Source organism: Pseudomonas sp. GW458-11-26-14-LB4 (assembly GCF_059423925.1).
Window position 1 is genome coordinate 233,692 of sequence record NZ_JBWKYU010000005.1, and the last position, 23,131, is coordinate 256,822.

Here is a 23,131-nt window from a genome sequence, read left to right on the forward strand (position 1 = left end):
GTATCCTACCCCTTCTGTCCTCCGGACGGCATGCCCGGCAACGATTTGCAGAGGTGAAATATCTTTCCCGGCGCTTTATAGTGGCCGACCTCCGTTTCATCAAGTAGCGAAGCCCCACATGTCCGAACCACGCAAGATTCTCGTCACCAGCGCCCTGCCCTACGCCAACGGTTCGATCCACCTTGGCCATATGCTGGAATACATCCAGACCGATATGTGGGTGCGCTTCCAGAAGCATCGCGGCAATCAGTGCATTTATGTCTGCGCCGACGACGCCCACGGTTCGGCGATCATGCTGCGCGCGGAAAAGGAAGGCATCACCCCGGAACAACTGATCGCCAACGTCCAGGCCGAACACAGCGCCGACTTTGCCGAGTTCCTGGTGGACTTCGACAACTTCCACTCCACTCACGCCGAAGAAAACCGTGAGCTGTCGAGCCAGATCTACCTGAAGCTGCGTGACGCCGGACACATCGCCCAACGTTCGATCACCCAGTATTTCGACCCGGAAAAGAAAATGTTCCTGGCCGACCGCTTCATCAAGGGCACCTGTCCGAAATGCGGCACCGAAGACCAGTACGGCGACAACTGCGAAAAATGCGGTGCAACCTACGCGCCGACCGACCTGAAGGATCCGAAGTCGGCAATCTCCGGCGCCACCCCGGTGCTCAAGGATTCCCAGCACTTCTTCTTCAAGCTGCCGGACTTCCAGGAAATGCTGCAGGCCTGGACCCGCAGCGGCACCCTGCAAGACGCCGTGGCCAACAAGATCGCCGAATGGCTGGACGCCGGCCTGCAACAGTGGGACATCTCCCGCGATGCACCGTACTTCGGCTTCGAGATCCCGGGCGAGCCAGGCAAGTACTTCTATGTGTGGCTGGACGCGCCGATCGGCTACATGGCCAGCTTCAAGAACCTCTGCAACCGCACGCCGGAGCTGGACTTCGACGCGTTCTGGGGCAAGGATTCCACCGCCGAGCTGTATCACTTCATCGGCAAGGACATCGTCAACTTCCACGCCCTGTTCTGGCCGGCGATGCTCGAAGGCGCGGGTTTCCGCAAGCCGACCGGGATCAACGTGCACGGCTACCTGACCGTCAACGGTCAGAAGATGTCCAAGTCTCGCGGCACCTTCATCAAGGCCCGTACCTACCTGGATCACCTGTCGCCGGAATACCTGCGCTACTACTACGCGGCCAAACTGGGCCGTGGCGTGGACGACCTCGACCTGAACCTCGAAGACTTCGTGCAGAAGGTCAACTCCGACCTGGTCGGCAAAGTGGTCAACATCGCCAGCCGTTGCGCCGGTTTCATCCAGAAGGGCAACGCCGGTCTGCTGGTGGACACCAACGCCGCGCCGGAACTGACCGAAGCGTTCCTGGCTGCTGCGCCGAGCATCGCCGACGCCTATGAGGCCCGCGACTTCGCCCGTGCCATGCGCGAAACCATGGCGTTGGCCGACCGCGCCAATGCCTGGATCGCCGACAAGGCGCCATGGTCGCTGAACAAGCAGGAAGGCAAGCAGGATGAAGTCCAGGCGGTCTGCGCCACGGCGATCAACCTGTTCCGCCAGCTGGTGATCTTCCTCAAACCGGTGTTGCCAGTGCTGGCCGCCGATGCCGAGGCGTTCCTCAACGTCGCCCCGCTGACCTGGAACGACCACACCACCCTGCTGGCCAACCACCAGTTGAACGAATTCAAACCGTTGATGACCCGCATCGACCCGGTAAAAGTGCAAGCCATGACCGACGCCTCGAAAGAAGACCTGACCGCCAGCCAGACCGACACCGGCGCCGCCGCGCCTGTCGGCAACGGCGAACTGGACAAGGATCCGCTGTCGCCGGAAATCGACTTCGACACCTTTGCCGCCGTCGACCTGCGTGTGGCGCTGATCGTCAAGGCCGAACACGTCGAAGGCGCGGACAAGCTGCTGCGTCTGACCCTCGACATCGGTGACGAGCAACGCAACGTGTTCTCCGGGATCAAGAGCGCTTATCCGGATCCGTCCAAGCTCGACGGTCGCCTGACCATGATGATCGCCAACCTCAAGCCACGGAAAATGAAGTTCGGCATCTCCGAAGGCATGGTGATGGCGGCTGGCCCTGGCGGTGAAGAAATCTACCTGCTGAGCCCGGATAGCGGCGCCAAGCCGGGTCAGCGCATCAAGTAAGGTTCTGCCCTGACAGATCCCACAGGCGTGCTCCGTGCGCCTGTGGGATTTTTCATATCTGGCCCGCCCTCCACGGCTGCCGGATAATGCCTAACCTTAAGTGACCCCCCCCGTTGCCACCGGCAGAACCATGACCGAACTCGTGCTTACGCTCTTCAGTGCTGCGCTGATCAACAACTTTGTGTTGCACTGGCCGCTGGGCGTCGATCCGCTGCTGGCCGGCGAACGCCGTCAGGTACATGCGCTGGGGCTGGCAACGTTGTGCCTGATGCTGATTGTCGGCGTGGCGGGTTATGCGATCTGGCATTGGCTACTGGTGCCGTTGCAACTGGAATTCCTGCGGCTGTTTGTATTCCTGCCGCTGAGCGTCCTGCTGATCACGCCGTTGCTGAAGTTGCTGACGCGTTGGCGACCCGATATGCCGTTCGACGGTTTGTGGCCGCTGCTGCTGGGCAATGCCGGTGTGCTGGGGCTGACGCTGATCAACGCGCAAGCGGACAAAGGCCTGTTTCATGCGACAGCGCTGAGCCTTGGCGCCGGTCTGGGTTTCTGGCTGGTGTTGAGCCTGTTCAGCGATTTGCGTGAGCGCACGGCCGACAACGATATTCCCCTGCCCTTTCGTGGCCTGCCGATCCTGTTGATCGGCGCCGGACTGATGGCCGTGGCTTTTCTCGGATTCAGTGGACTGATCAAAACATGAGTCTGATTCAACGCATCGATGCCCTGCTGCCGCAGACCCAATGCGGCAAGTGCGGCCATCCCGGATGCAAACCCTACGCTGAAGGCATTGCCGAAGGCGAGCCGATCAACAAGTGCCCGCCGGGTGGCGACGAAACCATCGCGGCGCTGGCCGAACTGTTGAAAATCCCGGTGCTGGAGCTGGACATCAGTCGCGGTTCGGCGCCGCCGCAAGTGGCCTACATCCGCGAAGCCGAATGCATCGGCTGCACCAAGTGCATTCAGGCCTGCCCGATCGACGCCATAGTCGGCGCAGCGAAGCTGATGCACACCGTCATCATCGACGAATGCACCGGTTGCGATCTGTGCGTGGCGCCCTGCCCGGTCGATTGCATCGAGATGCACCCGCTGCCTTTGGGCACACTGCCGGTGGTAGGCGGTCTGGCCGCCAGCCTTGAAGAACAACAGGCCCGCGCGGCCAAACGCGATCACGCCCGACAACGCTTTGAACGGCGCAATGCTCGCCTGCAACGCGAAGAACAGCAGAAGCAGGCCGAGCGCGAGGCCCGGGCACAGCGCGCGGCACAGGTCGAAGTCGCCGCCACCACGCTCGATCCGGTGCAGGCGGCGCTGGAGCGGGTGCGCGCGCAAAAGGCCGCGACCGCCGATGCTGCGCTGAAAAAAGCCAAGATCGACGTGGCCATGAGCCGGGCGCAATTGAACAAGTCGCTCAAGGCGTTCGGTCATCCGCCGACCTTCGATCAGCAATCGCAATTGATCCTCCTGCAACAGCAGTTCGAGGCGGCCGAACAGGCACTGGCGAAGCTGGAAAACAGCGCGGCACCTGCGCCGGTCGTGGCCGCCCCGGCAAAGGACGCCGATCTGAAGCGGGCGAAAATCCAGTTGGCGATGCGCCGCGCCGAGCTGAAAAAGGCGCAAACCGCAGTAGCCCCGCCAGCCGAGATCGCCTTACTGGAGCAAGCGCTGCGTGACGCCGAACAGGCGTTGCACAACGCCGAAGCGGCCAGCGATCAACCGGCGCCCGAGCTTGTGCGTGTCGAGAAACGTCCGATCGACGACCACCTTCGTAAACTGAAAACCGAACTGGCCTACGCTCGCGCCGATCTGAACAAACTGCAACGGCGCGACGGCACGCCCGCCGATATCCTCGAAAAGGCCCGCGCCCGCCTGCAAGAAGCAGAGCAGCAGGTAAAAGCCCATGTCATCCATTGAAACCGGAGACGAGCGCCTGCAACAGGCAATGAAGCTGGTTTTACTGGCGACATTGCCGGGATGGCTGGCGTTGTTCTGGTTTTACGGTTGGGGCGTGCTGATCAACCTGATCCTGTCCGTTGTCACGGCCTTGGGCGTTGAAGCTGCCGTGACTCATCTGCGTCGGCAACCTCTGCAGGCCACCTTGACCGATGGCAGCGCAGTGGTCAGCGCCACGCTGCTGGCGATCGCGCTGCCGCCCTATTGCCCGTGGTGGCTGACGGTCACGGCGATCGCCTCGGGCCTGCTGCTGGGCAAGCATCTCTACGGTGGCGTGGGCCGAAACCCGTTCAATCCGGCCATGCTCGGCTTCGCGCTGGCCATGGTGATGTTTCCTCAGCCGATGACCCACTGGCCGGGCCATGGCATGGATCTGGCGGCGGCTTTTGGCCAGCTGTTCAATCTGGGCGCGCAACCGGATGCCTGGGTTCAGGCCACCGCGCTGGACAGTCTGCGCATCAATAAAAGCCTGACCATGGACGAACTGTTTGCCGGCAATCCGGCATTCGGGCGCTTTGGCGGGCACGGCGTTGAATGGGTGAACCTGGCGTTCCTCGCCGGTGGACTGTTTTTGTTGCAGCGTCGAGTGTTTGGCTGGCACGCGCCGGTCGGCATGCTCGCCAGCCTGTTCGTGATCAGCCTGCTGTGCTGGAACGGTTCGGGATCCGACTCCCACGGCTCGCCACTGTTTCACCTGCTGAGTGGCGCGACGATGCTGGGGGCATTTTTCATCGTCACTGAACCGGTATCGGGGGCAAAAAGTCCGCTCGCCCGCCTGCTGTTCGGCGTCGGCGTCGGCTTGCTGACTTACGTGATTCGCACCTGGGGCGGTTACCCTGACGGCGTGGCGTTTGCGGTGCTGTTGATGAACCTGTGCGTGCCGGCGCTGGAGCGCTTCGCGATGGCCCGTCAGACGCAGGTGGCGCCATGAACCGCACGAGCAGTCTGATCACACTGGCGTTGATTACTGCGTTGGGCATCGGCGTGACGTGGCTGGTGCAACGAAGCAACGCACCTCAGATCGCCGCCGAAAAGCGTCTGCTTGAAAGTCGCAAGCTGCTGGACGTGCTGCCGCTCGACGCTTACGACAATCTGCCGCTTGAACAACCTCTGACGCTGACCGACGTCAACCTGAGCCACAGTCTGTTGCTGGGCGGTTATCGGGCGAGCAAAAGCGGCCAACCCGTGGCGATCCTGCTGCGCAGTCAGACCCAAGGTTATGCTGGCAATATCGAGTTGCTGATTGCCATCGACGCCAACGGCCGATTGCTCGGTGTCAAAACCCTCGAGCAAAACGAAACGCCTTCGCTGGGTGGGCATATCGGCGACTGGCCAAATGGCTGGCTTCAGACCTTTCGCGGAAAATCGAGCAACCAACCGGCGGATGCCGGGTGGGCCTTGAAGAAGGATCAGGGAAAATTCGATCAGATCGCTGGCGCAACCATTACATCTCGCGCGGCGATCAATGCCATCCACGATGCCCTGCGCTATTTCGATGAGCACCGGACGACCCTGCTCGGGAGCGCGCCATGAATACGTCAGCGACTCTGTCGAACTCGATGATGCTGGTGTTGTTGATCGGTGCCACCGACTCTGTGGCGGGCGCGCTGGCGACTCTGTTGATATTTGCGGTTGTCGTGGGCATTTACGGTTTGTGCATGGCACCGCTGCGCTCGCGCCTGAGCAACGAGAGCCTGTTGCCGGTCAGCCTGGTACTGGCCGCGACCCTGGCCGGCAGCGCCGATATTGTTCTGCAACGCGGTGCGCTGCAGTGGCATCAACTGATCAGTCTTTATGCCGGGCTGATTGGCTTGCAGTGCGTCGTGCTGGAGCACAATGGATTTTTTCGCCGGTCGGTCCGTAATCGACTGAAACTGTACGGCCTGTTTGCCGCACTGATGATTGTGCTCGCGGTGTTGCGTGAACTGATCGGTCAGGGCAGCATCGGCCATCATTTGTCGGAACACTGGCAAGGTTTGATTCTGTTCGGCGACGGCCTGCATTTCGCGACGCTAGCGCCCGGCGCCTTCATATTGCTTGGACTGTTACTGGCCGCCCGTCAGGCCTGGGCTCGCCCCTCCGACCTACCCGAGGAAACGCATCACCCATGAATGCCGCAAAACGTCTGGAGATCTTCCGCAGGCTTCACGAGGACAACCCCGAACCCAAGACCGAACTGGCCTACTCGTCGCCTTTCGAACTGTTGATCGCGGTGATTCTGTCCGCGCAATCGACGGACGTCGGGGTAAACAAGGCGACGGCCAAGCTGTTCCCGGTGGCGAACACGCCGGCGGCCATTCACGCCTTGGGTGTCGAAGGGTTGTCCGAGTACATCAAGACTATCGGCCTCTATAACAGCAAGGCCAAAAACGTGATCGAGACCTGCCGCCTGCTGGTCGAGTTGCACAATGGCGAAGTCCCGCAGACGCGTGAAGAACTGGAAGCCTTGCCCGGCGTTGGCCGCAAGACCGCCAACGTCGTGCTCAACACCGCATTCCGCCAGTTGACCATGGCCGTGGACACCCACATCTTCCGGGTCAGCAACCGCACCGGGATTGCACCGGGTAAAAATGTGGTCGAGGTGGAAAAGAAGCTGATGAAGTTTGTGCCAAAAGAATACCTGCTCGACTCGCACCACTGGCTCATTCTTCACGGGCGTTACGTGTGTCTGGCACGCAAACCCCGTTGTGGCAGCTGTCGGATCGAAGATCTGTGCGACTACAAGCACAAAACTTCTGATGATTGAGCGGCTATTGGTTTTATTGATTTATCGATTGAAAAAATCTTTTTTACCATCTGCTGGAATATCGATATAAGGAGCGCCAAAGGCAGTCTTAGCCTGGAGTTGACCTTATGAGCACCAGCAAAGAGCAATTGGAAGCGGATGACGACTTTATCGCCACGGAGGCCGATGATGCCGAACCTGTGGTTGAAGTCGCCAAGACCAACTTGAGTAAACGCCGAACCATCGACAACCTGCTTGAGGAGCGCCGACTGCAGAAGCAGTTGGCCGATTACGATTTTGATCTCTGACATTTGAAAGCCTCCCGAAACGGAGGCTTTTCTCTTTCTGCACACGCTGATTCCGATCCGCCCATGATCCGTCAGCCACTGAAACCCTCAGACAAGGCCGTTTCGTTGCGCCAGTTCAATCAGATCCACCAACGAGCGCGCATTGAGTTTCAATAACAACCGAGTCTTGTAGGTACTCACGGTCTTGTTGCTGAGGAACATTCCGTCGGCAATCTCCTTGTTGGTCTTGCCGCGCGCCAATTGCTGCAACACCATCATCTCGCGCCCGGACAGGCGATCAACCATGTCCGCCTCGCTGGCATTCCCCAGGCTGGTTCGCACGGTGTGCAACGCCTGGTTCGGAAAATAGCTGTATCCAGACAGTACCGCCTTGATTGCACTCAGCAACTCCGTCAGATCCTGTTGCTTGCAAACATATCCCGCCGCCCCCGACTGCATGCATCGCATGGAGAAGTGTCCCGGTGACTGGGACGTCAGCACGAGCACTTTCAACGGCATTGCACTTGTTGTAAGGCGCGCGATGACTTCCAGTCCATCCAGTTTCGGTATGCCGATATCCAGAATGACGATATCCGGCATCTGGTCACGAGCCAGTTGTAACGCATCTACGCCATTATCGGTTTCTGCAATGACTTCGTAGCCATGACGTTCCATCAGCATACGTACCGCAAGACGAATGACGGGGTGATCATCCACGATCAGCACTTTATTCATGGGCAAGTCCAGTTTCGCTGTTCGAATTTTTAGAACCGGCACAATAACGTAGTCATTTCCTACATGGCATAGAGAAGTTCCTCTACACGGGTAGCGAGAGACGCCTCCTACAGCCAATAAAGACTATTCCTACAGAAATGACTCACCCACACAAAAACATAAACTTTTTTCAGGACGACGAACGCCTGCCACCCTGCTTAAGAGAGCGCCCGCAAATCCAAAAAGGAAAAAAAACACGAGTTATTATCGAGCACAAAAAAACAGCAGATACAACTTATCGGTATCGCAAACACGAGAATTAATATAAACACAAAAAACACACCTCAGACTGACCCAGTCATTTCACACCCACCCAACCCAAGACAACGAGAAAGACTAAAACCATGAGTAAATAACATGCTAAAACTCAACAAGAAGATACCCAACCCGATCAGCGTTATCGCCATCTTTGCATTTATATCAGAGACTTCCGCTGCCGCTTCCCTGCCATTCCTCAATAACAATGAACGGGAAATCTACGTCTGGTTTCTGATCACCTTTCCTTTCTACCTGCTGCTTCTATTTTTCATCACACTCAACTTTAACTATCGCGCACTATATGCACCTTCGGATTTTGATAATGACAAGAATTTCCTGAAGGCTTTCGAGGAAACAACTACCCACCCACCAGAAGTACCCTGCGAACACGTCAATAGCGGGTCATACCCAATAAAACTACCGAAACCGTTGAGCGAGGTGTACATCATTGATGCTCGACAGAAAAACACGACTCTGAAAATAGAGGAGCTACTGGAAAAAATCCCACACCCAAACAAGCATTCGCCCCGATTATTCCTTTTTTTAACTGACGCAGTGTCGGACATTTTACTCAATGAACATGTCGCCAGATCAGCAAAACAGGCGAAAACGCCACAAGGAACAACGTACTTTAGTATTTACAACACCCAGTCATCTAACATTTCCGTATTGGGAAATTTTTAAAAAATAGAACGCGGAGCGCGACATCCATGCAATGCAAGATCTACAGCCGATGAAGACGGGAACGCTGACCGATATCAATCAGGTCGAAAAAGAAACACCAAAAAAAACGGCCTTGTCATTAAGACAAGGCCGTTTTTTCACATCAAGTCCCGATGGACTCAGAACAGCTTGCGGCCCTTGTTGGCAGCAATGCGCATGCGTAGCGCGTTGAGCTTGATGAAGCCCGCCGCGTCGGCCTGGTTGTAGGCGCCGCCGTCTTCTTCGAAGGTCGCGATGTTGGCGTCGAACAGCGAATCGTCGGACTTGCGGCCGGTCACGATCACGTTGCCCTTGTACAGCTTCAGGCGCACTACGCCGTTCACGTTGACCTGGGAGGCGTCGATCATCTGTTGCAGCATCAGACGCTCAGGGCTCCACCAGTAACCGGTGTAGATCAGGCTGGCGTACTTCGGCATCAGCTCGTCTTTGAGGTGAGCGACTTCGCGGTCCAGGGTGATCGATTCGATGGCGCGGTGAGCGCGCAGCATGATGGTGCCGCCCGGGGTTTCGTAGCAGCCACGTGACTTCATGCCGACGTAACGGTTCTCGACGATGTCCAGACGGCCGATGCCGTGCTCGCCACCGATCTTGTTCAGCGTCGCCAGCACGGTGGCCGGGGTCATTTCAACGCCGTCCAGCGCAACGATGTCGCCGTTGCGGTAGGTCAGTTCCAGATATTGCGGGGTGTCGGGAGCCTTCTCCGGAGAGACGGTCCAGCGCCACATGTCTTCTTCGTGCTCGGTCCAGGTGTCTTCCAGCACGCCGCCTTCATAGGAGATGTGCAGCAGGTTGGCGTCCATCGAGTACGGGGATTTCTTCTTGCCATGACGCTCGATCGGGATCGCGTGCTTCTCGGCGTAGTCCATCAGCTTCTCGCGGGACAGCAGGTCCCACTCGCGCCAAGGGGCGATCACTTTCACGCCTGGCTTGAGTGCGTAGGCACCCAGTTCGAAACGGACCTGGTCGTTGCCCTTGCCGGTCGCGCCGTGGGAAATGGCGTCGGCGCCGGTTTCGTTGGCGATTTCGATCAGACGCTTGGCGATCAGCGGACGCGCGATGGAAGTACCCAGCAGGTACTCGCCTTCGTAAACGGTGTTGGCACGGAACATCGGGAACACGAAGTCACGCACGAATTCTTCGCGCAGGTCGTCGATGTAGATTTCTTTGACGCCCATGGCCTGCGCCTTGGCGCGAGCCGGCTCGACTTCTTCGCCCTGACCCAGGTCAGCGGTGAAGGTCACGACTTCACAGTTATAAGTATCCTGCAGCCACTTGAGGATCACCGAAGTGTCCAGGCCGCCGGAATACGCCAGAACGACCTTGTTTACGTCCGCCATGCCATCACTCCACGGGGTTCTACGGAAAGCCGAGGAGTCTACCGCTCAAACGCGATAATTTACAGAGGCGCGACAGCTTAAGACGACAAAGCGACAGAATCTGTCGAGAGGGCGACGATGACCGGCAGGTCAGGAAGTCGCCGCAGTGTTGGCAGGCGTGCTGGCCTGAGGTGCCGGAGCAGTCGTCGGTGCCACCCGCGCCAGGTGTACGTTGACCCGACGGTTCTTGGCCCGGTTGGCGGCATTGGTGTTCGGCACCAGAGGATAACGCTCACCATGGAAACGCACGGTGATCTGCGATTCCTGGATGCCATTGGCCTTGAAGAAGTCGACCACCGCCAGCGCGCGGCGACGCGACAGTTCGCGATTGGTCAGGCGATTGCCGCTGTTGTCCGAGTGGCCGTCGAGTTCGATGTGATTGACCGTCGGATCAGCCTTCATGTACTCGAGCATCACTTGCAGCTTGGCCTTGGCGGCGGCGTCCAGTTCGATGCCTTCGCCGGGGAAGCCGATCTGCGATTGTTTGACCTGATCGAAATTCTGCGGGAGCAGTTTCGCCACGCAGGTCTGATAGTCATTGAACGCCTTGCTGAACTTGACCGGCAACAGGCGCACTTCCGACACCCGACCATCGCCCGATGCCCGGCGTACCACCGGGCTGCGACCGTCCATCAGCCCGCTGATCAGTTGCCCGGCCTGGGACTGAGAACTGTTGAACAGCACGTTGCCGCTGCCCAGTCGAACCGTGCCCAGATTGATGTCGCCACGTCCCGGCTGCCACGGCGCAGCCGCTGCCAGCAGGGTCGCCGAACCGCCGCCGAGCATGGCGTTGTAGGCGTTCAGGCGGAAGGTCGCCTGCTCGCCGGCCTTGCGCACGAATTGCCCCGAGCCGAAGTCGGTGATCGGCTGCGTCAGGCGGCACTCGAACTTGTCGCCCTCGACCGTCCACTCAATGTTCTCCAGACGGGTCTGGTAGGTCAGTGCCATCGCGGGAAGGCTGGCAAACACACTGAGCAAGGCTAAATATCGCTGGCGCACGGGAGGCTCCATTGGCTTCTACAACAAAAAAGACCGAGACATACATCTTTACGGCATACCTATGGGATATCGGACGCTCGTCGCAAAACTTGATAGCGAGTGCCTGCAAGAGTCTTTTCCGGTAGCATTCGCCTCAGTTTGACCCGCCTGGAATCCCCTCATGTCCGACCGCCTGACCCTGCTGCGTCCCGACGACTGGCACATTCATCTTCGCGATGGTGCCGTGTTGACCAATACCGTTGCGGATGTCGCGCGCACCTTTGGTCGCGCCATCATCATGCCCAACCTGGTACCTCCGGTGCGCAACGCCGCTGAAGCCGACGGCTATCGCCAGCGGATTCTCGCTGCCCGCCCGGCCGGCAGTCGTTTCGAGCCGCTGATGGTGCTGTACCTCACCGACCGCACCCAGCCCGAAGAAATCCGTGAGGCCAAGGCCAGCGGTTTCGTGCACGCCGCCAAGCTGTACCCGGCCGGCGCCACCACCAACTCCGATTCCGGGGTCACCAGCATCGACAAGATTTTCCCGGCGCTGGAAGCCATGGCCGAAGTCGGCATGCCGCTGTTGATCCACGGTGAAGTCACCCGTGGCGACGTCGATGTGTTCGACCGCGAAAAAATCTTCATCGACGAGCACATGCGTCGCGTGGTCGAGCGTTTCCCGACGCTGAAAGTGGTGTTCGAACACATCACCACCGGCGACGCCGTGCAGTTCGTCAACGAGGCTTCGGCCAACGTCGGCGCGACCATCACCGCGCATCACCTGCTCTACAACCGCAACCACATGCTGGTGGGCGGGATCCGGCCGCACTTCTACTGCCTGCCGATCCTCAAGCGTAATACCCATCAGGAAGCTCTGCTCGACGCGGCCACCAGTGGCAGCGCGAAGTTCTTCCTGGGTACCGACTCGGCGCCGCACGCCCAGCACGCCAAGGAAGCCGCCTGCGGCTGCGCCGGCTGCTACACCGCGTACGCCGCCATCGAGCTGTATGCCGAAGCCTTCGAACAGCGCAATGCGCTGGACAAGCTCGAAGCCTTCGCCAGCCTCAACGGCCCGCGTTTCTACGGCCTACCGGCGAACACCGATCGCATCACCCTGGTTCGTGACGAATGGACCGCCCCGACCAGCCTGCCTTTCGGCGAGCTGACCGTTATCCCGCTGCGCGCCGGTGAAAAACTGCGCTGGCGCCTGCTGGAGGAACACGCGTGAGTGAAGACCATTTCGACGACGAACTGGACGGTCAAGGTGGCGGCGGTTCGCGCCATCCAATGGCAGCACGTTTTCGCGGCTACCTGCCGGTTGTCGTCGACGTAGAAACCGGTGGTTTCAACTCGGCCACCGACGCTCTGCTGGAGATTGCCGCGACCACCATCGCCATGGATGAAAAGGGTTTCGTCTACCCGGATCACACCTACTTCTTTCGCGTCGAGCCGTTCGAAGGCGCCAACGTTGAAGCGGCGGCGCTGGAGTTCACCGGGATCAAGCTCGATCATCCGTTGCGCATGGCCGTCAGCGAAGAAACAGCGCTGACCGACATCTTCCGTGGCGTGCGCAAGGCCTTGAAGGCCAACGGCTGCAAGCGGGCGATTCTGGTTGGCCACAACAGCAGCTTCGACCTGGGCTTCCTCAACGCCGCCGTCGCGCGGCTGGACATGAAGCGCAACCCGTTCCACCCATTCTCCAGCTTCGACACTGCGACCCTCGCCGGTCTGGCTTACGGTCAAACCGTATTGGCCAAGGCCTGTCAGGCAGCCGACATCGACTTCGATGGCCGTGAAGCGCACTCCGCGCGCTACGACACCGAGAAGACGGCCGAGCTGTTCTGCGGCATCGTCAACCGGTGGAAACAGATGGGCGGTTGGGAAGACTTCGACGACTGATACTCGTCGGGTTTCTTCCATTCATGAAAAAACCGGCCACATGGGCCGGTTTTTTTGTACCTCGACGTTGCGCCTTACAGGGCAGCAGCGTTCTCGGTCAGGTAAGCCGCAACGCCTTCTGGCGAAGCGTTCATGCCTTTGTCGCCTTTTTTCCAGTTGGCAGGGCAGACTTCGCCGTGCTCTTCGTGGAATTGCAGAGCGTCGACCAGACGGATCAGCTCTTCCATGTTACGGCCCAGCGGCAGGTCGTTGACGATCTGCGAGCGGACAACGCCTTTGTCGTCGATCAGGAACGCGCCACGGAAAGCCACGCCGCCTTCGGATTCAACGTCGTAGGCCTTGGCGATGTCGTGCTTCATGTCGGCAGCCATGGTGTATTTCACCTGGCCGATGCCGCCATTGTTGACCGGGGTGTTGCGCCAGGCGTTGTGGGTGAAGTGCGAGTCGATCGACACGGCGATCACTTCTACGTTGCGTGCCTTGAAGTCGGCCATGCGGTTGTCCAGAGCGATCAGCTCGGACGGGCAGACGAAGGTGAAGTCCAGCGGGTAGAAGAACACCAGGCCGTATTTGCCTTTGATGGCCGAGGACAGGGTGAAGCTGTCAACGATCTCGCCATTGCCGAGTACGGCCGGGACGGTGAAGTCAGGGGCTTGTTTGCCTACGAGTACGCTCATTGATATCTCCTGGTGTAGAAACTTGAAGTTCAGGGTTCGGGCCAGCCTGCCACCCTCAGGCGACAGCCCTGTGACACGAACCCCCTTCGCAAGGGCCGACCATCATACACTGCGTTTTTCGACTGTCCTCAAAGGTTTTTCGCGAAATCCCGGCTGGCATCCGGCCATGTACCACCGTTCGTCAGTCACAGGCGTTGGCGATGAAAACCACTGGGAAAGCACTTTGACAATCATTCTCGTTAACATTAAGATCCATCGCAATTGAGTCACAACCAGCGACGGTTCTCACTTATGTATGTTTGCCTCTGCACTGGCGTCACCGACGGACAGATCCGCGAAGCGATCTATGAAGGTTGCTGCAGCTATAAAGAAGTCCGCCAGGCCACCGGCGTAGCCAGCCAATGCGGCAAATGTGCGTGCCTGGCGAAGGAAGTGGTTCGCGAAACCCTGACCAAGCTGCAAACCGCCCAGGCTGCGATCCCCTACCCGGCAGAATTTACCGCCGCATAATTACCCCGATTTCGAAGAACCGGACTTAAGTCCGGTTTTTTTATGCCTGAAAATCAACTGCTTAGCGCCCAGACGCGGAACACAAACATTCTTATTCCGATTAATTTTCATTTATTATTCAATAACTTAGGTTTGACACTTATAAATACCAAGCTCAAACTCTGCCTTATATACCGTTACTTAGGGCAGGACTCCCATCATGAAAGGCGACGTAACAGTCATCCAGCATCTCAACAAGATCCTTGCCAATGAGCTGGTCGCGATCAATCAGTACTTCCTGCATGCACGCATGTATGAAGATTGGGGCCTGAACAAGCTCGGCAAACACGAGTACCACGAATCCATCGACGAGATGAAGCACGCGGACAAGCTGATCAAGCGCATCCTGTTCCTCGAAGGCCTGCCGAACGTGCAGGATCTGGGCAAGCTGCACATCGGCGAGCACACCAAGGAAATGCTGGAGTGCGACCTGCGTATCGAGAAGACCGGCCACGCCGATCTGAAGGCCGCCATCGCCCACTGCGAATCCGTCGGTGACTTCGGCAGCCGCGAACTGCTCGAAGACATCCTCGAATCCGAGGAAGAACACATCGACTGGCTGGAAACCCAACTGGGCCTGATCGATAAAGTCGGTCTTGAGAACTATCTGCAATCGCAGATGGGCGAAGACGAGTAATTAGCCAGCGCTAAACTCGAGACACTAAAAAGCCCCGCCCTCTTTCAAGAGGCGGGGCTTTTTATTGCCCGGATTTCAGACTGGCTGAAACCCGGGCAGAAGCCAATCAGGCTTCGGACTTGGCCGCAGCAGCCTTGGCGGATGCTTCCTTGACCAGAGTCTGCAGCTCACCGTTGGCGAACATTTCAGCCATGATGTCGCTGCCGCCGACCAGTTCACCGCCGACCCACAGTTGCGGGAAAGTCGGCCAGTTGGCGTACTTTGGCAGGTTGGCACGGATTTCCGGGTTCTGCAGGATGTCGACGTAGGCGAACTTCTCGCCACAGCCCATCACAGCCTGCGCAGCTTTCGCGGAGAAGCCACACTGCGGGGCATTCGGCGAGCCTTTCATGTAAAGCAGAATGGTGTTGTTGGCAATCTGCTCTTTAATCGTTTCGATGATATCCATGGAGCACCTCGGCTGAACTTTCCGACTCATGGGTCGGCACGGTGGCGCATTGTAACGGAATCCCGAGCGCGCTGCTCGGTCTCCCCGACAGACATGCTCAAGCCGCCGCCACCGTCACCGGCACGCCATTGAGCGCCGCGTTGCCTGACAGCTCGTCGAGCTGGCATTCATCGGTCAGGTCATTGGCACTGGAGCCCGGCTGACCGCTGGCAATCGCCATCTGCACGCCCGGCCGGGCATGGCCCCATCCATGCGGCAGGCTGACCACGCCCTTCATCATGTCCGCACTGCCCAGCACTTCGACCTCGATCTGCCCGACCCGTGAACTCACGCGCACAAGCTGACCATCACTGAGCCCGCGACTGGCGAGATCGTCCGGGTTCATCAACAGCTGATGACGCGGCTTGCCCTTCACCAGTCGATGGTAATTGTGCATCCACGAATTGTTGCTGCGCACATGACGGCGGCCGATCATCAACAGCTCATCGGCGGCCGGTGCCTGCAAAGCGGCGAAACGCGCGAGGTCAGCGAGGATTTCCGGCGGCGCGGCCTGAACTCGTTGATTGGCGCTCTTCAATCGCGGTGCCAGGTTGGGTTTCAGCGCTCCCAGATCAACGCCGTGAGGATGATCGAACAGCGTCGCCAGCGACAATTTGTGCTCGGATGCATCGCCATACAAACCCATGCGCAACCCCATGTCGATCATCTTCGCCGGCGGCATCGTTGGCTTCAGCTCCTTGCCGGTCATCGCGGCAAAGGCCTTGGCCAGGCCGACGAAAATTTCCCAGTCGTGCAGCGCCCCTTCGGGTTTGGCGAGGATTGCCCGGTTGAACCGGGTGACGTTGCGCACCGCGAACAGGTTGAAGGTGGTGTCGTAGTGATCGTTCTCCAGCGCCGAGGTCGATGGCAGGATCAGGTCGGCATAGCGCGTGGTTTCGTTGATGTACAGATCGACGCTGACCATGAACTCCAGCCCGTCCAGCGCCTGCTCCAGTTGCCGGCCGTTGGGTGTGGACAGGACCGGATTGCCAGCCACGGTAATCAGCGCGCGGATCTGCCCCTCGCCTTCTGTGAGCATTTCTTCGGCCAGCGCCGAGACCGGCAACTCGCCGCCGTACTCAGGACGCCCGGACACGCGGCTCTGCCATTTATTGAAGTGTCCACCCGAAGTCGACGCCACCAGATCCACCGCCGGCTCGGTGCACAAGGCACCGCCGACGCGGTCGAGGTTGCCGGTGACCAGATTGATCAACTGCACGACCCAATGGCACAGCGTGCCGAAGGCTTGAGTGGAAACACCCATCCGACCGTAGCAAACGGCGCTTGGCGCGGCGGCGAAGTCCCGGGCCAACTGGCGGATCTGTTCGGCAGGAACCGCGCACAACGGGCTCATGGCTTCAGCGGTGAACCCCGCCACCGCTGCGCGGACCTCGTCCAGACCGTCCACCGGCAAATGACTGACCGACGTCAGCCCTTCGCTGAACAGCGTGTTGAGCACACCAAACAACAACGCCGCATCGCCACCGGGACGCACGAACAAATGCTGATCGGCCATCGCCGCCGTCTCGCTGCGCCGTGGATCGACCACCACCACTTTGCCGCCTCGGGCCTGGATCGCCTTAAGACGCTTCTCGACATCCGGCACGGTCATGATGCTGCCGTTGGACGCCAGCGGATTACCGCCCAGGATCAGCATGAAATCGGTGTAATCGATATCCGGGATCGGCAGCAGCAGGCCGTGGCCGTACATCAAGTAGCTGGTCAGGTGATGAGGCAGTTGATCGACCGACGTCGCCGAATAGCGGTTGCGGGTTTTCAACAGGCCGAGGAAGTAGTTGCTGTGGGTCATCAACCCATAGTTGTGGACGCTGGGGTTGCCCTGATACACGGCGACCGCGTTCTGCCCATGACGCTCCTGAATCGCCGAGAGTTTTTCGGCGACCAGTTCGAACGCTTCGTCCCACTCGATCGGCAGCCATTCGCTGCCGACCCGGCGCATCGGCTGGCGCAGGCGATCCGGATCGTTCTGGATATCTTGCAGTGCGACGGCCTTGGGGCAGATGTGTCCACGACTGAACGTGTCCAGCGCATCGCCCTTGATCGAGGTGATCTGCACCTGACCGTCGGTTTCGGTGGTTTCGATGGTCAAGCCGCAAATGGCTTCACACAAGTGGCAGGCACGGTGATGGAGAGTCTTGGTCATGGCCAGTCTCTGTCTTGTTCTGGGCAGGCAATCACGCCTGCGGGAACAAAACTATGGCCCGCGACCCGGTGCAGCGCCAGCGACGTTCGTCTTGTGAATCGGCGGCCATCAGGCCCGCCGATAGACGCGTCAGTTCGCCGGAAGCTGGGGCGGTGCGGCCAGCTGGATTTCCTGGATGGTCTCGATCTGCTCGTGGGCGACGTGGACGCCGGTGAGTTCGCCGATCAGTCGCCAATGCTCGTCGAGCCCGGCGCTGATGGTCGCCATGCGGTCGATCATCTGCCGGCTGGCGGCCTTGACCACGTCGTCATCGCTGCGCAGCAGTTCGAAGGACATCGAGGTCATCGAGGCGGTAAGGTGGGTCAATGAGCGTGCCGTGTGGCCCAGCAGTTCCATTAACAGTTTTTCTTTCGATTCCATGCGGAGGCTTCCTGCGTCGCTCGTGATTTATTTATAACCCAGCACTTTGCTTTAGCAAATGTTTCAACCTGCGCATCCGACCAAGCGAACCAGTGGCTCATCGGTCGCAAACCGACCAGGGCTGTGCCATCCCCGCCGCGCCGGATTGCCAAGCCCGGTGGGGCCAGTGTACAAATGCCTCGCTGCCCTCTCGAAAACTGACCGGAAATCACAGTGTTCGCACTGTTCTCACCCCGGCACATTTCTGCAAAACCCGTAGCCTATTGGAAAAACGCGACATTTAGTGTCAATATCGCGCCTTCCCCTATTTCGTCGCCCCCGTGCGGCTTACGCCGCAGGTCTCGCCCGTTGTTCCGATAAACAAGGCTTTGAGCATCTGCGGTTTGTAGCAAAAAGGTAGTCAATGATGAGCGCAAGGCACTTTCTCTCCCTGATGGATTGCACGCCCGAAGAGCTGGTCAGCGTGATCCGTCGAGGCGTTGAGCTCAAGGACCTGCGTAACCGCGGCGTACTGTTCGAGCCTCTGAAAAACCGCGTCCTGGGGATGATCTTCGAGAAATCCTCGACCCGTACCCGGATCTCCTTCGAGGCCGGCATGATCCAGCTCGGTGGCCAGGCGATCTTCCTGTCGCCGCGCGACACCCAGCTGGGCCGTGGCGAGCCGATCGGCGACTGCGCCATCGTCATGTCGAGCATGCTCGACGCAGTGATGATCCGTACCTTTGCCCACAGCACCCTGACCGAATTCGCCGCCAACTCCCGCGTGCCAGTGATCAACGGCCTGTCCGATGACCTGCATCCGTGCCAGTTGCTGGCCGACATGCAGACCTTCCTCGAACACCGCGGCTCGATCCAGGGCAAGACCGTGGCCTGGATCGGCGACGGCAACAACATGTGCAACAGCTATATAGAAGCGGCGATCCAGTTCGACTTCCAGTTGCGCGTGGCCTGCCCGGAAGGCTATGAACCAAACCCTGAGTTCGTGGCCAAGGCCGGTGATCGCGTAACCATCGTCCGCGATCCGAAAGACGCCGTGCGCGGCGCGCATCTGGTGAGCACCGACGTCTGGACCTCCATGGGCCAGGAAGAGGAAACCGCCAAGCGCCTCAAACTGTTCGCGCCGTTTCAGGTCAACCGCGCCCTGCTCGACCTGGCTGCCGATGACGTGCTATTCATGCACTGCCTGCCCGCTCACCGCGGTGAGGAAATCAGCCTCGACCTGCTCGATGATCCGCGCTCCGTCGCCTGGGATCAGGCAGAAAACCGTCTCCACGCACAGAAGGCCCTGCTCGAGTTCCTCGTCGAACCGGCATATCACCACGCATGAGTCATGAATTACTGCTGAACCTGCGCAACCTCGCTTGCGGCTATCAAGATCAACGCGTGGTGCAGAACCTCAATCTGCACCTCAACGCCGGCGACATCGGTTGCCTGCTCGGCTCCTCGGGCTGCGGCAAGACCACCACACTGCGTGCGATTGCCGGTTTCGAACCGGTGCACGAAGGGGAAATTTCTCTCGGCGGTGAGGTCATCTCCAGCGCCGGTTTTACCCTCGCCCCGGAAAAACGCCGGATCGGCATGGTGTTCCAGGACTACGCGCTGTTCCCGCACCTGAGTGTCGCGGACAACATCGCCTTCGGAATCCGCAAGCACCCGAACAAGGAGCGCGTCACCGAAGAGCTGCTGGAACTGGTCAACCTGAAGAACCTCGGCAAGCGCTTCCCCCACGAACTGTCCGGCGGCCAGCAGCAACGTGTCGCCCTCGCCCGCGCCCTGGCGCCGGAGCCGCAACTGTTGCTGCTCGACGAGCCGTTCTCCAACCTCGATGGCGAGTTGCGCCGCAAGCTCAGCCATGAAGTGCGCGACATCCTCAAGGCCCGTGGCACCAGCGCGATTCTGGTGACCCACGATCAGGAAGAAGCCTTCGCCGTCAGCGACCACGTCGGCGTGTTCAAGGAAGGCCGGCTGGAGCAGTGGGACACGCCGTACAACCTCTATCACGAGCCGGCGACGCCGTTTGTGGCCAGCTTCATCGGTCAGGGTTACTTCATTCGCGGCCAATTGGGCAGCCCGGAATCGGTGCAGACCGAACTCGGTGAACTGCGCGGCAATCGCGCCTACACCTGGCCGATCGGTGGTGCGGTGGATGTGCTGCTGCGTCCGGACGACATCGTTTACGCGCCGGACAGTGGATTGAAAGCGCGGATCGTCGGCAAGACCTTCCTCGGCGCCTCGACCCTGTATCGCCTGCAACTGCCGACCGGCGCACAGCTGGAATCGATCTTCCCGAGCCATGCCGACCATCAGGTGGGTGCGGATGTCGGGATTCGGGTGGCGGCGGAACATCTGGTGCTGTTCCAGGCCTCCGGCAGCACGGCAGCGCAGATTCCGGCGCTGGAAAACGGCGTTCGCCGTTACAGCACTGCGCACTGATCTTCACACAAACAACGAGGGAGCCTGATGGCTCCCTTGTTTTTTGGCTTCAGCCCAGCATCAATGTGCCGCTGGCCACCAGCGTCGCATTTCCGCCGATCTTCACCCGCTCGCCTTCCAGCCGACAGAACAGTTCACCACCCCGCGCCGAACGCTGGCATGCAGTGAGGCTGGATTTGCCCAGACGTTTCGACCAGTACGGAATCAGGCTGCAATGTGTCGAGCCGGTGACCGGGTCTTCATTGATGCCGATGGCCGGGGCGAAATAGCGCGAGACAAAATCATGCTGATTGCCCCGGGCGGTGACGATCGCACCCAGCCAAGGCAGCTTGGCGAGGGCGACCATGTCCGGCTGGCAATCAAGCACCGCCTGCTCGGACTCCAGCACCACGAACAGCTCGTTGGAACTCAGAACATCCACCGCCTGAACATTCAGCGCCCGTTCGATCTCCACGGTGACGCCTTTCTCCACCGCTTCGATGGCCGGGAAATCCAGCCACAACCTGCCACCCTCGCGGCTGACGCTCAACGGCCCGGACTTGCAGGTGAAGTCCAGACGCTCGGCGCTTTCCTTATAGATCTCGAACAGTACATAGGCGCTGGCCAGGGTCGCGTGACCACATAGCGGCACCTCGGTGGTCGGCGTGAACCAGCGGATGTGCCACGCCTGCCCTTCGCGCACCAGAAACGCGGTTTCCGCCAGATTGTGCTCGGCGGCGATCTTCTGCATCAGTTCGTCCGCGAGCCACGCGTCGAGCCGATAGACCATTGCCGGATTGCCACTGAACGGTCGATCACTGAACGCGTCGACCTGATGAAACTCGAGCTGCATAACCTTCTCCCTGTGTCAGTCGAACGAGCATGCAGCGCCGGCCGGATCAGCGCCAGTGACAGTGCCGGCCAATTTTCTTCATACAGACTTCAAGGGCGACCGATGTCGGCAAATTTCGCCTGAGTGTGTTCCGCCAATACCGCCGGCGCCAGTTCCACTTCCAGCCCGCGCCGACCGGCGCTGACATAAATGGTCGCAAAAGGTTGGGCCGAGTTATCGATGAAGGTACGCAGGCGTTTTTTCTGCCCCAGCGGGCTGATGCCGCCCAGCAGGTAACCAGTGGAACGCTGCGCGGCGGCCGGGTCGGCCATCTCGACTTTTTTCACGCCGGCGGCATGGGCAAGCCCCTTGAGGTCGAGACTTCCGACGACCGGCACCACCGCCACCAGCAACTCACCCTTCTCACTCGCCGCGAGCAGCGTCTTGAACACCTGCGCCGGATCGAGCCCCAGTTTCTCCGCGGCCTCCAGGCCATACGACGCGGCCTTCGGGTCATGTTCGTAACTGTGCACGCGATGTTCGGCACGAACTTTTTTCAACAAGTCCAACGCAGGGGTCATGGCAGCTCCGGGCTCGGCAGTGGCAAAAAAACCTGCGGCGGATTTTAGGCCATCGCTGTGCAAAAGGCTCTACCACGCGCCACGTTTCCCGGGGTTTGCAGGCCGATAACAATCGTGCGAGACGGGTGACCCGCAGGATCATTCACGTGACTGATAGTTTATTTGTGACTGACGGTTCACTTTCGACCTTTGACAGGTTTGTTTCTTGTCTATATTTTTTCGAATCTGAATAATGTAAGAATTATCGTCATCGCAGCACCCAGCAGTAAACCGGGAACAGGATGGGGATCCTGCCTCGGCGAAAATCGCGCCTTGCCCTGTCGGCAACGCGCCAGACAACAACAAAAACCGAGGTTTTCAATGACAACTGCGTTACAGCAACCTTCGCTCTCGAGCCAATGCCTGGCCGAGTTTCTGGGTACTGCACTCCTGATCTTTTTCGGTACGGGTTGTGTCGCCGCGCTCAAGGTCGCGGGCGCCAGCTTCGGTCTGTGGGAAATCAGCATCATCTGGGGCGTCGGCGTCAGCATGGCGATCTACCTCACCGCCGGCGTTTCCGGCGCGCACCTGAACCCTGCCGTCAGTATTGCCCTGAGCATTTTCGCCGACTTCGAAAAGCGAAAACTGCCGTTCTACATTCTGGCCCAGGTCGCCGGCGCCTTTTGCGGCGCTCTGTTGGTTTACACGCTGTACAGCAACCTGTTCTTCGATTTCGAACAGACTCACCACATGGTTCGTGGCACTGAAGCCAGCCTCGAACTGGCGTCGGTGTTCTCCACCTTCCCGAACCCTGCGCTGTCGACTGCCCAGGCGTTCCTGGTCGAGGTGATCATCACCGCGATCCTGATGGGCGTGATCATGTCCCTGACCGACGACAACAACGGCCTGCCGAAAGGCCCGCTGGCGCCGCTGCTGATCGGTCTGCTGATTGCCGTGATCGGCAGTTCGATGGGCCCGCTGACCGGTTTCGCGATGAACCCGGCCCGGGACTTCGGTCCGAAACTGATGACTTTCTTCGCCGGCTGGGGTGAAATTTCCTTCACCGGCGCACGTGAAATCCCGTACTTCCTGATTCCGATTTTTGCACCGATTGTCGGTGCCTGCCTCGGCGCTGCCGGGTATCGCGGGCTGATTGCCCGTCACCTGACCGGCGCCACACCTGCTACAAAGGATGCAGAACCGGCCATTGACGGCAAACCAAGAACTTCTTGAAACAGTCGGCGCGGGCTCCT

Annotated in this window: 25 protein-coding genes; 16 read left to right on the plus strand and 9 right to left on the minus strand. The window is 59.4% G+C overall.

Annotated elements, in window-relative coordinates; translation table 11 throughout:
* The first annotated feature begins 118 nt into the window (after nt 1–118).
* The 8 genes from metG to AC07XZ_RS09320 all read left to right on the plus strand — a co-directional run bounded on the left by metG (nt 119) and on the right by AC07XZ_RS09320 (nt 7,153).
* On the plus strand, nt 119–2,170 hold the full coding sequence (metG, locus tag AC07XZ_RS09285) for a methionine--tRNA ligase (RefSeq protein WP_102687209.1): 2,052 nt from the start codon (nt 119–121) through the stop codon (nt 2,168–2,170).
* Between the two features lie 130 nt (nt 2,171–2,300).
* On the plus strand, nt 2,301–2,870 hold the full coding sequence (locus AC07XZ_RS09290; protein ID WP_102687208.1) for an electron transport complex protein RnfA: 570 nt from the start codon (nt 2,301–2,303) through the stop codon (nt 2,868–2,870).
* Nucleotides 2,867–4,081, plus strand: a complete 1,215-nt coding sequence (gene rsxB / locus AC07XZ_RS09295) for an electron transport complex subunit RsxB (RefSeq protein WP_102687207.1) — start codon at nt 2,867–2,869, stop codon at nt 4,079–4,081. Before AC07XZ_RS09290 ends, rsxB begins: the two co-directional genes overlap by 4 nt.
* On the plus strand, nt 4,068–5,051 hold the full coding sequence (locus AC07XZ_RS09300; RefSeq protein WP_102687206.1) for an RnfABCDGE type electron transport complex subunit D: 984 nt from the start codon (nt 4,068–4,070) through the stop codon (nt 5,049–5,051). The genes rsxB and AC07XZ_RS09300 overlap by 14 nt, the downstream gene beginning before the upstream one ends.
* Nucleotides 5,048–5,653 (plus strand): RnfABCDGE type electron transport complex subunit G, encoded by a 606-nt coding sequence (locus AC07XZ_RS09305; protein ID WP_102687205.1) that lies wholly within the window; start codon nt 5,048–5,050, stop codon nt 5,651–5,653. The genes AC07XZ_RS09300 and AC07XZ_RS09305 overlap by 4 nt, the downstream gene beginning before the upstream one ends.
* Nucleotides 5,650–6,231 carry an Rnf-Nqr domain containing protein gene (locus AC07XZ_RS09310; protein ID WP_102687204.1) on the plus strand — a complete coding sequence of 194 codons (582 nt, stop codon included), beginning with the start codon at nt 5,650–5,652 and terminating at the stop codon, nt 6,229–6,231. Before AC07XZ_RS09305 ends, AC07XZ_RS09310 begins: the two co-directional genes overlap by 4 nt.
* Nucleotides 6,228–6,866: an endonuclease III gene (gene nth, locus AC07XZ_RS09315; protein WP_007953205.1), complete on the plus strand. Its 639-nt coding sequence runs from the start codon at nt 6,228–6,230 to the stop codon at nt 6,864–6,866. Before AC07XZ_RS09310 ends, nth begins: the two co-directional genes overlap by 4 nt.
* Before the next feature lie 107 nt (nt 6,867–6,973).
* On the plus strand, nt 6,974–7,153 hold the full coding sequence (locus AC07XZ_RS09320; RefSeq protein WP_007953204.1) for a PA3496 family putative envelope integrity protein: 180 nt from the start codon (nt 6,974–6,976) through the stop codon (nt 7,151–7,153).
* Nucleotides 7,154–7,240: 87 nt separating this feature from the next.
* On the opposite strand, the gene AC07XZ_RS09325 is transcribed toward AC07XZ_RS09320, so the two are convergent.
* Nucleotides 7,241–7,867: a response regulator transcription factor gene (locus AC07XZ_RS09325; protein WP_007953203.1), complete on the minus strand. Its 627-nt coding sequence runs from the start codon at nt 7,865–7,867 to the stop codon at nt 7,241–7,243.
* A 396-nt stretch (nt 7,868–8,263) separates the two neighbouring features.
* On the opposite strand from AC07XZ_RS09325, the gene AC07XZ_RS09330 reads away from it, so the two are divergent.
* Entirely contained in the window at nt 8,264–8,848 is a 585-nt protein-coding gene (locus AC07XZ_RS09330; protein ID WP_102687203.1) for a hypothetical protein, read from the plus strand.
* Nucleotides 8,849–9,006: 158 nt separating this feature from the next.
* Here AC07XZ_RS09330 and AC07XZ_RS09335 read toward each other — a convergent pair whose 3' ends face one another.
* Both AC07XZ_RS09335 and AC07XZ_RS09340 read right to left on the minus strand, forming a co-directional pair.
* The gene (locus AC07XZ_RS09335) at nt 9,007–10,224 is read right to left on the minus strand and encodes an argininosuccinate synthase (RefSeq protein WP_007953201.1); all 1,218 of its coding nucleotides are present in this window, start codon (nt 10,222–10,224) and stop codon (nt 9,007–9,009) included.
* Between the two features lie 129 nt (nt 10,225–10,353).
* A complete protein-coding gene (locus AC07XZ_RS09340) occupies nt 10,354–11,262 on the minus strand; it encodes a flagellar protein MotY (RefSeq protein ID WP_007953200.1) in 909 nt (302 codons plus the stop codon).
* Between the two features lie 160 nt (nt 11,263–11,422).
* Here AC07XZ_RS09340 and pyrC point away from each other — a divergent pair, with 160 nt between their 5' ends.
* Nucleotides 11,423–12,469, plus strand: coding sequence for a dihydroorotase (pyrC, locus tag AC07XZ_RS09345; protein WP_039765844.1), 1,047 nt, complete (start codon nt 11,423–11,425; stop codon nt 12,467–12,469).
* A complete protein-coding gene (gene rnt, locus AC07XZ_RS09350; protein WP_007953196.1) occupies nt 12,466–13,140 on the plus strand; it encodes a ribonuclease T in 675 nt (224 codons plus the stop codon). Before pyrC ends, rnt begins: the two co-directional genes overlap by 4 nt.
* Nucleotides 13,141–13,214: 74 nt before the next feature.
* On the opposite strand, the gene AC07XZ_RS09355 is transcribed toward rnt, so the two are convergent.
* Nucleotides 13,215–13,817: a peroxiredoxin gene (locus AC07XZ_RS09355; RefSeq protein ID WP_007953195.1), complete on the minus strand. Its 603-nt coding sequence runs from the start codon at nt 13,815–13,817 to the stop codon at nt 13,215–13,217.
* Nucleotides 13,818–14,108: 291 nt separating this feature from the next.
* On the opposite strand from AC07XZ_RS09355, the gene AC07XZ_RS09360 reads away from it, so the two are divergent.
* Both AC07XZ_RS09360 and bfr read left to right on the plus strand, forming a co-directional pair.
* Nucleotides 14,109–14,327 carry a bacterioferritin-associated ferredoxin gene (locus tag AC07XZ_RS09360; RefSeq protein WP_007953193.1) on the plus strand — a complete coding sequence of 73 codons (219 nt, stop codon included), beginning with the start codon at nt 14,109–14,111 and terminating at the stop codon, nt 14,325–14,327.
* Between the two features lie 199 nt (nt 14,328–14,526).
* Complete coding sequence (gene bfr / locus AC07XZ_RS09365; RefSeq protein WP_011335740.1) at nt 14,527–15,003, plus strand: bacterioferritin; 477 nt, start codon at nt 14,527–14,529, stop codon at nt 15,001–15,003.
* A gap of 106 nt (nt 15,004–15,109) precedes the next feature.
* Here bfr and grxD read toward each other — a convergent pair whose 3' ends face one another.
* The 3 genes from grxD to plzR all read right to left on the minus strand — a co-directional run bounded on the left by grxD (nt 15,110) and on the right by plzR (nt 18,074).
* A complete protein-coding gene (grxD, locus tag AC07XZ_RS09370; protein WP_003227729.1) occupies nt 15,110–15,451 on the minus strand; it encodes a Grx4 family monothiol glutaredoxin in 342 nt (113 codons plus the stop codon).
* A gap of 97 nt (nt 15,452–15,548) precedes the next feature.
* Nucleotides 15,549–17,654 carry a molybdopterin oxidoreductase family protein gene (locus AC07XZ_RS09375; RefSeq protein WP_102687202.1) on the minus strand — a complete coding sequence of 702 codons (2,106 nt, stop codon included), beginning with the start codon at nt 17,652–17,654 and terminating at the stop codon, nt 15,549–15,551.
* A 129-nt stretch (nt 17,655–17,783) separates the two neighbouring features.
* Nucleotides 17,784–18,074 carry a PlzR type 4 pili assembly inhibitor gene (gene plzR, locus AC07XZ_RS09380; protein WP_007953190.1) on the minus strand — a complete coding sequence of 97 codons (291 nt, stop codon included), beginning with the start codon at nt 18,072–18,074 and terminating at the stop codon, nt 17,784–17,786.
* A gap of 406 nt (nt 18,075–18,480) precedes the next feature.
* Between plzR and argF the strand changes: the two genes are divergently transcribed.
* A complete protein-coding gene (gene argF / locus AC07XZ_RS09385; RefSeq protein WP_039765834.1) occupies nt 18,481–19,401 on the plus strand; it encodes an ornithine carbamoyltransferase in 921 nt (306 codons plus the stop codon).
* Complete coding sequence (locus AC07XZ_RS09390) at nt 19,398–20,507, plus strand: ABC transporter ATP-binding protein (protein ID WP_102687201.1); 1,110 nt, start codon at nt 19,398–19,400, stop codon at nt 20,505–20,507. Before argF ends, AC07XZ_RS09390 begins: the two co-directional genes overlap by 4 nt.
* A 49-nt stretch (nt 20,508–20,556) precedes the next feature.
* On the opposite strand, the gene AC07XZ_RS09395 is transcribed toward AC07XZ_RS09390, so the two are convergent.
* Nucleotides 20,557–21,339 (minus strand): PhzF family phenazine biosynthesis protein, encoded by a 783-nt coding sequence (locus AC07XZ_RS09395; protein WP_102687200.1) that lies wholly within the window; start codon nt 21,337–21,339, stop codon nt 20,557–20,559.
* An 89-nt stretch (nt 21,340–21,428) separates the two neighbouring features.
* Entirely contained in the window at nt 21,429–21,899 is a 471-nt protein-coding gene (ybaK, locus tag AC07XZ_RS09400) for a Cys-tRNA(Pro) deacylase (RefSeq protein WP_007953184.1), read from the minus strand.
* Nucleotides 21,900–22,259: 360 nt separating this feature from the next.
* Here ybaK and AC07XZ_RS09405 point away from each other — a divergent pair, with 360 nt between their 5' ends.
* Nucleotides 22,260–23,111 carry an MIP/aquaporin family protein gene (locus AC07XZ_RS09405; RefSeq protein ID WP_007953183.1) on the plus strand — a complete coding sequence of 284 codons (852 nt, stop codon included), beginning with the start codon at nt 22,260–22,262 and terminating at the stop codon, nt 23,109–23,111.
* The last annotated feature ends 20 nt before the right edge of the window (nt 23,112–23,131 follow it).